The sequence below is a fragment of the Stackebrandtia nassauensis DSM 44728 genome (assembly GCF_000024545.1).
Lineage (GTDB): Bacteria > Actinomycetota > Actinomycetes > Mycobacteriales > Micromonosporaceae > Stackebrandtia > Stackebrandtia nassauensis.
Genome location: NC_013947.1, coordinates 6,297,669 through 6,309,571, shown reverse-complemented (window position 1 = coordinate 6,309,571; position 11,903 = coordinate 6,297,669). Strand labels below are relative to the sequence as shown.

Genomic DNA, 11,903 nt, shown 5'->3' with positions numbered 1-11,903 from the left:
GGCAACGGCGGCAACGGAAACCGGGCGTGGGAGCCGCGCGACGGCGGCCCCCACGGTAAGGGGTCAGCCCCGTCCGGGGTTGTACTCCTTCTGAACCTCGTCGGATTCCATCCGCAGTTTGGCGGAACCGTCGAGTCGCTGTGCGATGTCGAAGAACTTCCGTCCCATCCTGGAACGGGCGTTGACCAGCGGGTGGTTGGGCGAGTAGTCGTCCTGGTTGTCCTCAGAGGACGCGAACATCGAGAAGGCGATCACCGGGACCCCCGCCTTGTTGTGGATGAGGCCCACCTCGTTGCGCCACTGCTCGCTCCAGCCCGCCTTGGTGGCGACCTGCATCCGCTCCGGCGTGGTCAGCTTGTGCCGGATGCCGTCGGGGAAGGCCTCCGCGCTGCGCAGGATCTTCAGCAGGTACTCGGTGGACTCCTGCTTGACCAGCTCGACGCCGATCAGCCGCTGCCAGAAGTCGTGCATCTCCTTGGCCGAGGTGGTGCCCAGGTACCAGCGGTCGGTGTCGGGCACCGGCTCCACCTGGGTTTCCTTGTAGCCCAAGGACGTCAGGTACTCGTTGATGTCCTTGGCGGTGGTGACCTGGGAGCACAGCCGTGAGGAGGTGTCCTCGGAGATGCTCAGCAGCAGCGCCAGTGTGTGGCCCAGGCTGATCTCGCTCGGGTAGGAGCCGTCATAGGGGATGGTTCCGTCGCCGTCCCAGACGATGTAGGGGTCCTCGACCCGCATCTTGTTCGCCAGACTGATCTTTCCACTGTCGACCTTGGTGAGGACGTTCACCGCGACCGGCAGCTTGTTGGTGCTCATCGCCTCGACCTTGGTGTCGGAGGCCTTGTCGACGGCGGTGATCAGGGATCCGTCGTCGTCGGCGACGGTGATGTGCGCGTGCCAGGTGCCTCCGGCCCGGGACGACTCGCGTTCGAAGATCCTCGCGATCTGCTTCGCGGCGTCCTTGGCGTTGGTGATCTCGGGCGTGTCGGCGTCCTCGGCGTTGGCGACGCCGTAACCGACACCGGCGGCGGTGGCCACACCGGCGGTGCCCAGACCCAGCTTCAAAGCGGTGCGTCGCTTCATTGAAGGCATTGGGGGGATGTCTCCTGACTGTGGAGTGAAAGGGGTCTACGAATATAGACACCCACGGCGCGAAAGCGGTTGCCAGACACCCCGAAAGAATCTGAGGAAAGAATCCCAGGACGACGTCCGCCCCGGATCAGCTGCTGCGGGCCACCATGTAGTCGCACATTCCGGTGAGAGCGTCGCGAGTGGAGCCCGCGGGCAGGCTGCCCGCCACCGCCTTGGCGCGCTCCCCGAACTCGTCCAGGGTCTTGCGCGCCTGCTTCATGGCCGCCGAGGAACGCAGCAGTTCCAGGGTTTCCTCCAGGTCCTCCTGGGCCACCGGTTTGGACACCAGCTCGCGCAGCCGCGGCGAGGTGTCGTCGCCGACCTGGGCGTACAGCACCGGCAGCGTCGGGATGCCCTCCATGAGGTCGAGGCCCTGCACCTTGCCGGAGGTGTCGCCGTCGGAGGCGATGTCCAGCAGGTCGTCCGACAGCTGGAAGGCCACGCCGATGGTCTCGCCGTACTCGGCGACCGCGTCGACGACCGACGTCGGGGCCCCCGCGAACTGGGCGCCCAGCCGGGCGGCGGTGGCGATCAGCGAGCCGGTCTTGTCGGTGAGCACCCGCAGGTACCAGTCGACCGGGTCGACGCCCTCGGGCGGGCCGACGGTCTCGGCGATCTGGCCGTGGACCAGCCGGGAGAAGGTGCGGGCCTGTTCCCGGACCGTCTCCGAGCCCAGCTCGGCGACCAGTTCGGAGGCCACCGCGAACAGGTAGTCGCCCGACAGGATCGCGATCGAGTTGGACCAGCGCGAGTTGGCGCTGGGCGCGCCGCGTCGCATCGCGGCCTCGTCCATGACGTCGTCGTGGTACAGGGTCGCCAGGTGGGTCAGCTCCATGACCAGGGACGACTCGATGACGCCGTGCGCGTCCGGGTCGCCGAAGTGGGCGGCGGTGACCGACAGCATCGGACGGAACCGTTTGCCCCCCGCCTTGAGGACGTGCGAGGCCGCCTCGGTCAGGAAGGCGTCCCCGGAGTCGATGACCTCCTGCAGCCGTTTTTCGATCACCTCAAGCCGCCGGGAGACCGAGGCTTCCAGTTCCGGGTCGACGAATTCCACAGGCAACGATCGTTGCGCCAAACTCACCACGCCACCACGATACTTTCTCGTTCGTCGATGGGTTGCGTGCCGGTGGTCAGTTCTCAGGTGGTTGTCAGCAACATGCGGCGGCCGACGATCATGAGGACGGCACCGGCCAGCATCAGCACCGCCATGGTGAGCCAGCCGACCGGGTAGCCCCAGGCATCCACGAGCGCCCCGAAGGCCAGCGGTCCGAGGCCGCCGCCGATGTAGACGCCGATCTGGGTTATGCCGGTGGCGGCGGCCGGGGCCTGCGAGTACCGCAGCGTGATGGCGAAGTTCAGCAGCCCGGGCCAGGCCCAGCCGAGCGCGAAGCCCGCGACGGTGCCGATCGGGATCGTCCACACGCCGGGGGCCGCCAGCAGCGCCAGCCCGGCGGAGCCGACGGCCAGCATCACCGCGATCATGACCAGCCGACCGGAGTCGCGGCGGTCGGCCATCCAGCCGACCGTGGTGCGGGCCGCGACGCCCGCCAGGCCGCCGAGGGTCAGGTTGAGTCCGGACAGCGACTCCGACATTCCTTGCGAGACACCGTAATCGGCGATGAACGAGCCGACCGGGTTGGCGGCGGTGGCGCCCAGGCAGGCGGCCAGCGAGATGACCACGAGGGTGGCGTTGGGACGCAGCTGCGGCTTCGGCCGTCCGGGCTGTGGCCCGGCCTCCTCGGTCCTGGGCAGCACCGGCCAGGCCAGCAGCGCCAGCACCGCGGCCACGCCGAAACCCCAGCGCCAGCCCACCGTCAGCGCCACGATCGGCACCGCCAGGCCCGCCAGCGTCGTCGACAGTGGAATCGCGGCCTGTTTGACGCCGAACATGAGTCCCCGGCGTTTGGGTGGCACCTTGCGGGCCAACAGCGCGTTGGACGACAGCTGGCCCAGACTGTTGGCCGGTCCGGCCAGGACCAGCAGCAGCGTCAGCGAGGTGAGGTCGCGGGCGGCCACGGCGATCGCCGCCAGCGACCCGGCCGCCAGCAGGATCGCCGCCTTGGCGACGAACTTCGAGCCCATCCGCTCCACCAGCCGTCCGGCCCAGAAACTGGCCAGGGCGCTGGCGGTGAAGTAGGAGGCCACGGCGAGGCCGAGCCCCGAGGGCGTGAAGTGCAGTTCCTGACCGATCTGAACGCTCAGGCCCCCGACCAGGAACACCGGGCACACGGTCGCGACGGTCGTGACGACTGCCGAGGTACCGGCTCGCAGCGGTGTCGCTTCTGGGGGCACGCGAGCACGGTACCGATGCGTCAGGGCGAATAGGGAGGACTGTGACGAAGTAGAAGGGTGGTGCCGCGACGGAGAACAATGGTGGGGTCAGGGTGTTCCCCGCCGCGGCGGCGACGGACCGGTGGTGGGATCGGTCCGCCAACGGCACCGACACCTTCAGGTGGGTCGGTATCGGTACCGATTTGAGTCCGCATCACATGGACCATCCCACTGTGCGCGCAACCTGACCCAAACGCCAGGCGTGAGTTTTCAAATGATGAGAAAATCGAGATCCCTGGACACGCGAGGTGTATCTGAGGTATGACAGAGATTCCAGCATCATTTGGGCGCACGGGGGACGACCATGAAGGGCGGACTCACCTATGACCGAGCGTAATTTGTCAGGCTCGGCCCCGAATCCCAAGCCAAAACCCGAACCCAGCGATTTGATTCGCAGCGTTCAGCGTGCGCTGCGGGTCATGGAGGTCGTCGGTGACGTACCCAGTGGTCTGAGCGCGAAACAGATCGCCAGACGGTGCAGCCTCAACCTGCCGACGACGTATCACCTGGTCCGCACCCTGGCCTATGAGGGCTATCTGATCCGAGGTAAGAACGGCATCTTTCAGGTGGGGCTGGCGCTGTCCGACCGCTACGCCGATCTGGCCAAGGCGATGAAGGGCCCGGCGACCGTCGGCGAGGTACTGCGCCGCACGGTCGGCGACACCGGTTACAGCCACTACCTCGGCAAGATCGTCGACGGACGCGCGGCGGTCACCGCGGTGAGCGAGGGGTCGCGCTCGCCGCACGTGGAGGACCTGATCGTCGGTTTCGACGACGGCGCCCACGCGCACGCGCTCGGCAAGGCCCTGCTGTCGACGATGACGGTGCAGGACCGCAGCGGTTATCTGCGGGAATCCGGGATGCGCCGCTACACCGACCACACCATGACCGAGCCCGGCGCACTCGAATACGACCTGGCACAGCGCGCCGCCAGCGGCGTCTTCACCGAGGTCAACCAGTTCTATCCCGGGGTCGGCTGCGCCGCGACGGTCGTCAACGACAGTCCCGAACCCAGTAAGCGCACCGTCATCGCCTGCACGATGCCGCTGCACGAACTGCGGATGAACGGCGCGATGGTGAAGACCCGGCTGCGTCGCGCGGCCGAAGAGCTCGGAGCGCTGGACGACTGACCGAAAGCGACCGGGCGACACGACACCTCGCCCGGTCGCTCTCGACTTGTCAGTGCGCCGCCAATGCCTCGGTGGGTGGCAATCGCGACGCCCGCACCGCAGGGTACAACCCGGCCACGGCGCCAATGAGGACGGTGGCCGCCAAGCCGAGTCCCGACGCCCAACTCGGCACGATCGGGGGCCAGCCCTGCGACAACGCGTACCCGGTGGTGACGCCCAGCCCCAGGATCAGGCCGCTGACTCCGCCCAGAAGGGACAGAAGCAGCGACTCGACGATGAACTGCGCGCGGATCTGACCCCGGGTGGCGCCCAGCGAACGGCGCAACCCGATCTCGGGACGGCGTTCCAGCACCGAGATGACCATCGTGTTGGCCACCCCGACGCCGCCGACCAGCAGCGCCACCGCGCCCAGGCCCAGCAGCAGACTGGTGAACGCCTGGTTGGTGGCCTGCTTGGCGGCCAGGGCGTCGGAGGGACGCGACACCTCGACCTCGTTGGGCGCCTGCGGATTGGCGGTGGCGCCCAGTATCGAGCGCACCGCCTCCAGCTTCGACTCGTCGCTGCGGGTGTGGACCTCGGTGGCGTGCCCGTCGAAACCCAGTTCCGCCTTGGCGACCGGCCAGCCGACCATGACGGCGTTGTCGAGGTCGGGGGCCAGCGCGATCGGATCCAGGATGCCCACGACGGTGAACCGCTGCCCGCCGATGACCACCTGGGTGCCCAGGTCGGCCTCGCCGATGCCCAGCCGCTCGGCCGCCGACGACCCCAGCACGGTCGCCGGGAACTTCGCGGTGGCGGCGTTGAGCCAGGTGCCGTCGCGCATCGTGGCACCCAGCACGTCCGGCAGGTCGAGCCGGGCCGCGTACGGGGTGATGCCGCCGGTGTCGTTGCGGTCGATCTTCTCCGAGCGGTACACCTGCGTGTCGGCGACCTTGCCGACCGCCGACACCTCCTGGACTCCGTCCATGCGAGCGATCATGTCCTCGGCCTCCAGCGGCAACTCGGACGTCTCCCCGGTGAGCGTGCTGCCGGGGGTGACCGACAACAGGTTGGTGCCCAGTGCCGACAGGGTGCGGTCCAGTTCGGCCTGCGACGAGGACGAGATGCCCACGACGCACACCATGGCGGCGATGCCGATGGCGATGCCCAGCGCGGACAGGAACGCCCGCAACGGCCGGGTGCGCAGACCCACCGCGCCGACCCGCACGATGTCCCGGGGCCGCAGCCGCGCGGGGGTGAGGGCTTCGTCCGGATCGGCGACGACCGGTTCCGCCTCGCCGGACGCGGAGTCCCGGTTCGGCGGTGGCGCGGTTTCGTCGACGGTCACGGCGTCATCACCCTGCCCGACAGCGACGGCGTCTCGATCCGGCCGTCGCGCATCCGCACCTGCCGGGGCAGGCTGGCCGCGATCTCGCGGTCGTGCGTGATGATCACGACCGTCGTGCCGGAGTCGTTGAGTTCGCGCAGCAGTTCCATGACCTGCGTGCCCGACACCGAGTCCAGCGCCCCGGTCGGCTCGTCGGCCAGCAGCAGTGGCGGGTTGCCCGCGACCGCCCTGGCGATCGCGACCCGCTGCTTCTCGCCACCCGACAGCTCATGCGGTTCGTGGTCGAGCCGGTGACCCAGCCCGACCCGCCGCAGTGCCGTCTCGGCGAGCTCGCGCCGCCGCGACAACGAATGGCCACTATAGAGCAACCCGTCGGCCACATTGTCCAGTGCCATGACGCCGGAGGCGAGATGGAAGTGCTGGAACACGAAGCCGATGTGACGGGCCCGCAGCGCCGACAGCTGGGCGTCCGACAGTCCGGACACGTCGTGCCCGGCGATGCGGACATCCCCTGAGCTGCAACGATCCAGGGTGCCGATGACATTGAGCATGGTGGACTTCCCCGAACCCGACGGGCCCGCGATCGCCACCAGCTCACCCGGATCGACGTCCAGCGACACCTCGTCCAGTGCCGTGACGTCACCGGGGTAGGTCTTGGTCACCTTCGTCAGCCGGATCATTCCGGCACCCCCACGACGGTGCCCTCGTCGATGCCGGAACCGGAGATCTCGACGCGACCCGCCGCGAACAGTCCGGTCTCGACCTCGACCTGCTCGGTCTTGTCGCCGTCGACGACCTCGACGCCGAAGCCGCCGCCCTCGAGGGCGACCAGCGCGGCCACCGGCACCGTCAGCACGTCCTCGCGTTCGGAGGCCGTGAACGTCGCCGTGACGGCGGCCTGGCTGAGGCCCTTGGCCACCGAGTCGTCGTCCAGCGACACCAGCACCTGGATGACCGTCTCCGACTCTTCCTGTTGCCCGGAGGGGGGTTTGATCAGGGACGACACGTCGGTGATCTCGCCGTCGGCGGTCTCACCGTTCGGCAGCGACACCGTCGCCTTGTCGCCCTCCTTGGCCAGCTGCTGATCGTCGGCCTCCAGCTCGATGGCCACGACCTTGTCGGTACCGGTGTAACTCAGCACCGACTTGTCCGGACCGGTGGCCAGGCCGACCTCGGCCTCGAAACTGTCGATGCGGATCGCGCCGTCGGCGAATACGACCTGTCCCAGGGTGACCGTTCCGGTCTCCTTGAGCCCCAGGTCGTCCTGCCATTCCCGCACGGCGGTGGCGGTGTCGGCGGTGAACTCCTTGTCGACGGTGAAACCGTCATAGCCGAGCTTGGCGAGATTCTTCTCCAGCTGCTTGACGTCGGAGCCCTCGTCGCCGACCTTCATGTCCCGGTAGGCGGGTGCCGTGCCGTACATCAGGGTCGTCGGCATGGTGTCCACGGCGAACAGCGGATCACCGCGTTTGATCGTGTCGCCGCTGTCGGGCAGCCAGGTGACCGTCCCGGGTTTGCGACTGGCGGCCGTGGACGTCGGGCCGTAGCCCAGTTCGCCGTCGGCGTCCTGCGTCTGGCGCAACGTCTGTCTGGCGACCTCGGTGGTGGCCGGTGGCGCGGTGTCCGAGGCGGCGGCCTTGCCGCCGAAACCGCTGACCCCCAGGGCGCCCATGACCTTGTCGACACCGATCGCGGCGACACCGGCCGCCGCGGCGGCCAGCACCACGACCGTGGTGATGACGATCTTCTTCCCCCGGCCCCGGCCCCGCCGACGGCGGGACCGGGTCGGCTCGGCGGTCTCGACGCTGATGTCCGCTTCCATCAGTCACCCATCCCGGGCATGTGTTTCTCACACGCCTTCTGGGCGTCCTCGAAGTCCGGATCCTCGGCGACGTCCTTGTCGATCATCATGCCCTTGTCGGTGGGGTCCGGGAAGTCCTCGACACCGTTGTCGCGCATGCACTTGGAGTAGTCGAGCATCTTCTCCTTCTGCTTGGCGTCGCCCTTGCCGCCCTTGTTGCCCTGGGGTTGGTACTTCTCGCACGCCTTCTGTGCCTTCTCCATGACCTTCGGGTCGCCGCCCTTGGCCGTGAACTTGAGGCCCTCGCCGGGTTCCGGGTCTTCCATGTCGACGCCATGCTCGCGCATGCACTTGGCGTACTTGAGCGCCTTCTCGTGGTTCTTGTCGGCGGCCGACTCACCCTGGGAGCCGGTGTCGTCCGAGCCGCCGCAGCCGGTCAAGGTGAGCGCCAGAGCCAGCGACACCGCCGCCAGCACGCCGGTTATCCGTCCTCGCATGAGGTTTCTCCTGTTCGTCCGGTGGACGACACGTCGCCGCCCATCCGAACGCACATGAAACGCGAACGGCCGTTTCTCAGGCGTTTCCTTTCACGGAAACAGAAAAGAAACAGGCCCCGGCCTATCATTGCCGCAGGTCAACCAACGAAAAGGATGAAAATCTCGATGCGGGTACTGGTGGTCGAGGACGAGCCGATGCTCGCCGAGGCGATCGCGGAGTGGCTGCGGGCCGAGCCGCACGCGGTCGACATCGCGTTGGACGGCGCCGCCGCGCTGGAACGGGTCTGGGTCAACGACTACGACGTCCTGGTGCTGGATCGCGACATTCCCCGGGTGCACGGCGACGAGGTGTGCCGCCAGGTCGTCGACTCCGAGTCCGAGGTCCGGATCCTCATGCTGACCGCCGCCGCCGAGATCGGTGACCGGGTCGACGGCCTGTCGCTGGGGGCCGACGACTACCTGACCAAACCGTTCGCGTTCCCCGAACTGGCGGCCCGGGTGCACGCCCTGGGCCGCCGCTCCCGCCCGGCCGCGCCGCCGGTGCTGCGCCGGGCCGGGATAACCGTCGACACGGCCCGCCGCCAGGTGTTCCGGGACGGCCGCTACATCCCACTGTCCAAGAAGGAGTTCGCGGTGCTGACGGAGTTGGTGCGCGGTGACGGCGAGGTCGTCTCGGCCGAACAGCTGTTGGAGAAGGCATGGGACGAGCACGTCGACCCGTTCACGGGCGTGGTGCGGCTGACCATCCTCAAGGTACGGCGCAAGCTCGGTGAGCCTCAGATCATCGAGACGGTTCCGGGAGTGGGGTACCGGATCCCATGAGAATCCGTAAGCCACGTCCGACGCTGCGCCTGCGGCTGACCCTTGTGTACGGTGTCATGTTCTTCATCGCCGGGCTGCTGCTGCTCGGTGTCACCTACATGCTGTTCCAGGAGCAGGTCGCGAACAACAAGTACCTCATCACCATGGGGCAGAAGCCAACCCCGGAATCCGACGGCGAGGAGTCGACGGCGGCCCTTGACACCGAGGTCAAACAAGAGGACATCCCCGACTGGGCGCTGCAGGGGGGCAGGGAGCTGCGGCAGGCCGCCGCCACCTCGCTGTTGACCTACGGTTCGGTGTCGCTGCTGGTGGTGGGCGGCGCCGCGGCCGGGTTCGGCTGGCTGGTGTCGGGACGGATGCTGGCCCCGCTGCGCCAGGTCACCGAGACCGCGCACCGCATCGCCGGAGCCCCGGGCGCCGACGGCGGCCTGCACGAACGCATCGCGCTGACCGGACCGGACGACGAGGTCAAGGAACTGGCCGACAGTTTCGACTCCATGGTGGAGCGACTGGACCGCTCCTTCGCCGGGCAGCGCCGGTTCGTCGCCAACGCCTCCCACGAACTGCGCACCCCGCTGACCCTCAACCGGGCGCTGGTCGAGCTGGCCATGCACCGGGAATCGGCGTCGGCGGACGTGAAGCGACTGGGCACCGATCTGCTGGCCATCAACGCCCGTCACGAGAAGCTCATCGCCGGGCTGCTGCTGTTGGCCCGTTCCGAGCACGAGCTGGCCGAGCGCGCTTCCGTCGACCTGGCCGACATCGTGTCCCAGGTGGTGGCGCAGCAGTCGGGGCACGCCGAGACCGCCGGTGTCACCATCACCGAGAAGGCCGAGGCGGCACCGACCACAGGGGACGCGATGCTGCTGGAACGTCTGGTGCACAACCTGGTCGAGAACGCCGTCCGCTACAACCTCGACGACGGCACCGGCCGGGTGCTGGTGGAGAGCCGCACCGTCGCCGACCGGGTGGAGGTGGTGGTCGTCAACGCCGGGCCCGACATCGCGTCCTACGACGTGCCCGCCCTGTTCGAACCGTTCCGGCGGTTGGGGGGCGACCGGGTGGTGACCGCCAAGGGCGCCGGACTGGGACTGTCCATCGCCCGCTCGGTGGCGCGCGCCCACCGCGGCGAGGTCACGGCCAGTCCGAATCCCGACGGCGGTCTGACGGTGACGGTGAACCTGCCGCGAGAATCGTGAGATCGTCGGCGCGCCAGACCTCACGTTCGGCGCGGACATCGCGCCACAGCCGGAACCACGCCGCCGTCGGTTTGCCCGCCAGCCCGGTCACGACGAAGACCGACGCCACGACCTGGAACAGCAGCAGCGACCGGCGCACGTAGTAGAGACCGTCTATTCCGGAATAGAAGTCGGAGGTCAACACGGTCGCCAGATCGAAGATCCCGCTGAGGAAGTACACCCCGATCGCCCCGCACAGTCCGAAGGCGAGCACGCGCGCGGTCTCGTAGGTGAAGAACACCAGCACCATCGCGACCAGCGTCACCGCCAGGATCGGCAACGAGTCGGGAACCATGTAGACGATCTGCGAGGTCGGGTTGGAGTAGTTCGTGTCGGTGGAGAACGCGTCGACGATCTGGATGGTCAGCTCGATCAGTTCGGTCAGCGCGATGACCCCCAACGCGACGGTCGCCACGACGACGCCGCGCGGCCGGGTCGGCGGCCCGGTGTCGCGGTTGATGAACCGCTCACCCCGGGCCTCGTAGAACCAGGCGTCGGCCCGGTTCCCGGCCAGCAGCACGGTGGTGACGACGACCGCCGCCAGGACCGCGGTCGCGATGATCACCACCAGGAAGTCCTCGCCGCCGGGCACGGACAGCAGCCGTCCCGCGAAGCCCCGGACGACGATGCTCACCGCGACGAACGCGACCGCCCCGGTCAGTACGAACGCGCTCACCCGCGCCGGGTCGCGTCCCCGCAGCACCAGCACCGGTACCACCGCGAACCCGACGGCCACCGCCGCCGCGAACAGCAGCTGCCCCGCGTCCCGGAACAGGGTGAACAGCGGCCCGGACGACAGGTCGTCGAGCGTCGTGACGAACAGCGCCAGTCCGGGCGGCACCGCGAGTCCGGCGTACACGAACATCATGGCGGCGGCCGCGGTGACGGTTCTGGGCCGCTTGGGCGGGATCACCGAGAAGCCCTGCTCCACGGTGAAACCGCTCAGGTGGCTCGGCGGGGCCTCGCCATCCGGGGCCGGACCGTCGATGTCGGCGTCGGTGTCGTGGGGTGGGGACGACATGGCCGTAACCGTACTGCGATCGCCGGTGCGGCCACCAGATCACCGGCGCGCGGCCCGCCATTCCCGGGCCAGGATCGACCAGATCAGCATGTCCCGTCGGGGTCCGCCGTCGCGTCCGGGATCGTATTCGCGCAGCGTGGCGTCCAGGCTCATGCCCAGTCGTTTGGCGACCTTGATGCTGGGTTCGTTGCCCGCCACCGTCCACCACTCGGCCCGCGACAGCCCGCGCACCTCGAAGGCCCAGTCGAGCAGTGTGGACGCCGCCGCCGTCACCAGTCCCCGGCCCTGTCCGGCGGGTTCGAGCCAGCAGCCCAGCTCGCACACCCCGCTCTTGGTGTCGAAGGAGACGAACATGGTGCCGCCCACCAGTTTGCCGTTCAGCCGGATCCCGAACAGCCGCTTGCCGTCGGCGGCCTGGCCGTCGGCATAGCTTCGCGTCACCCGGCGCGCGTCGGCCAGATCGGCGGCCACGAACGAGGGCCCGACCCACGGCGCGATCAGGTCCCGGCACCGGTCGATATTCGCCAGGAACTCCTCGGCCTGCCACGGCTCCAGCGGTTCCAGGACGGCTTCATCACTCAGGGGGGTGGAGAACACGCTGGTCA

Annotated in this window: 12 protein-coding genes; 3 read left to right on the top strand and 9 right to left on the bottom strand. The window is 68.6% G+C overall.

The window, feature by feature from the left end; genetic code table 11:
* Positions 1-63: 63 nt before the first annotated feature.
* From SNAS_RS29430 to SNAS_RS29420, 3 genes are all read right to left on the bottom strand, one after another.
* Entirely contained in the window at positions 64-1,080 is a 1,017-nt protein-coding gene (locus SNAS_RS29430) for a serine hydrolase (RefSeq protein WP_052305187.1), read from the bottom strand.
* 136 nt (positions 1,081-1,216) lie between these two features.
* Positions 1,217-2,215, bottom strand: coding sequence for a polyprenyl synthetase family protein (locus tag SNAS_RS29425; protein ID WP_041625251.1), 999 nt, complete (start codon positions 2,213-2,215; stop codon positions 1,217-1,219).
* Positions 2,216-2,268: 53 nt separating this feature from the next.
* Positions 2,269-3,423 (bottom strand): MFS transporter, encoded by a 1,155-nt coding sequence (locus SNAS_RS29420; protein ID WP_041625250.1) that lies wholly within the window; start codon positions 3,421-3,423, stop codon positions 2,269-2,271.
* A gap of 362 nt (positions 3,424-3,785) precedes the next feature.
* Here SNAS_RS29420 and SNAS_RS29415 point away from each other — a divergent pair, with 362 nt between their 5' ends.
* Positions 3,786-4,592: an IclR family transcriptional regulator gene (locus SNAS_RS29415; protein ID WP_013021142.1), complete on the top strand. Its 807-nt coding sequence runs from the start codon at positions 3,786-3,788 to the stop codon at positions 4,590-4,592.
* Positions 4,593-4,641: 49 nt separating this feature from the next.
* Here SNAS_RS29415 and SNAS_RS29410 read toward each other — a convergent pair whose 3' ends face one another.
* The 4 genes from SNAS_RS29410 to SNAS_RS29395 are packed head-to-tail and all read right to left on the bottom strand — an operon-like array spanning position 4,642 to position 8,217.
* Positions 4,642-5,919 carry an ABC transporter permease gene (locus tag SNAS_RS29410; protein WP_013021141.1) on the bottom strand — a complete coding sequence of 426 codons (1,278 nt, stop codon included), beginning with the start codon at positions 5,917-5,919 and terminating at the stop codon, positions 4,642-4,644.
* On the bottom strand, positions 5,916-6,599 hold the full coding sequence (locus tag SNAS_RS29405) for an ABC transporter ATP-binding protein (protein ID WP_013021140.1): 684 nt from the start codon (positions 6,597-6,599) through the stop codon (positions 5,916-5,918). Before SNAS_RS29405 ends, SNAS_RS29410 begins: the two co-directional genes overlap by 4 nt.
* Positions 6,596-7,741: a peptidoglycan-binding protein gene (locus SNAS_RS29400; RefSeq protein WP_013021139.1), complete on the bottom strand. Its 1,146-nt coding sequence runs from the start codon at positions 7,739-7,741 to the stop codon at positions 6,596-6,598. The genes SNAS_RS29405 and SNAS_RS29400 overlap by 4 nt, the downstream gene beginning before the upstream one ends.
* Entirely contained in the window at positions 7,741-8,217 is a 477-nt protein-coding gene (locus tag SNAS_RS29395; protein ID WP_013021138.1) for a hypothetical protein, read from the bottom strand. The genes SNAS_RS29400 and SNAS_RS29395 overlap by 1 nt, the downstream gene beginning before the upstream one ends.
* Before the next feature lie 165 nt (positions 8,218-8,382).
* Between SNAS_RS29395 and SNAS_RS29390 the strand changes: the two genes are divergently transcribed.
* A complete protein-coding gene (locus SNAS_RS29390) occupies positions 8,383-9,039 on the top strand; it encodes a response regulator transcription factor (RefSeq protein WP_013021137.1) in 657 nt (218 codons plus the stop codon).
* Positions 9,036-10,238: a sensor histidine kinase gene (locus SNAS_RS29385; RefSeq protein WP_013021136.1), complete on the top strand. Its 1,203-nt coding sequence runs from the start codon at positions 9,036-9,038 to the stop codon at positions 10,236-10,238. Before SNAS_RS29390 ends, SNAS_RS29385 begins: the two co-directional genes overlap by 4 nt.
* Here the strand turns inward: SNAS_RS29385 and SNAS_RS29380 are convergent.
* Both SNAS_RS29380 and SNAS_RS29375 read right to left on the bottom strand, forming a co-directional pair.
* Entirely contained in the window at positions 10,174-11,298 is a 1,125-nt protein-coding gene (locus SNAS_RS29380) for a hypothetical protein (protein WP_013021135.1), read from the bottom strand. The two genes, SNAS_RS29385 and SNAS_RS29380, sit on opposite strands and share 65 nt — an antisense overlap.
* Before the next feature lie 39 nt (positions 11,299-11,337).
* On the bottom strand, positions 11,338-11,895 hold the full coding sequence (locus SNAS_RS29375; RefSeq protein WP_041627214.1) for a GNAT family N-acetyltransferase: 558 nt from the start codon (positions 11,893-11,895) through the stop codon (positions 11,338-11,340).
* Positions 11,896-11,903: the final 8 nt, after the last annotated feature.

Excerpts from the sequence above, each read along its gene's own strand:
- SNAS_RS29415 (WP_013021142.1), top strand. The coding sequence starts at position 3,786 with ATGACCGAGCGTAATTTGTCAGGCTCGGCCCCGAATCCCAAGCCAAAA.
- SNAS_RS29405 (WP_013021140.1), bottom strand. The coding sequence starts at position 6,599 with ATGATCCGGCTGACGAAGGTGACCAAGACCTACCCCGGTGACGTCACG.
- SNAS_RS29400 (WP_013021139.1), bottom strand. The coding sequence starts at position 7,741 with ATGGAAGCGGACATCAGCGTCGAGACCGCCGAGCCGACCCGGTCCCGC.
- SNAS_RS29430 (WP_052305187.1), bottom strand. The coding sequence starts at position 1,080 with ATGAAGCGACGCACCGCTTTGAAGCTGGGTCTGGGCACCGCCGGTGTG.
- SNAS_RS29380 (WP_013021135.1), bottom strand. The coding sequence starts at position 11,298 with ATGTCGTCCCCACCCCACGACACCGACGCCGACATCGACGGTCCGGCC.
- SNAS_RS29385 (WP_013021136.1), top strand. The coding sequence starts at position 9,036 with ATGAGAATCCGTAAGCCACGTCCGACGCTGCGCCTGCGGCTGACCCTT.
- SNAS_RS29395 (WP_013021138.1), bottom strand. The coding sequence starts at position 8,217 with ATGCGAGGACGGATAACCGGCGTGCTGGCGGCGGTGTCGCTGGCTCTG.
- SNAS_RS29390 (WP_013021137.1), top strand. The coding sequence starts at position 8,383 with ATGCGGGTACTGGTGGTCGAGGACGAGCCGATGCTCGCCGAGGCGATC.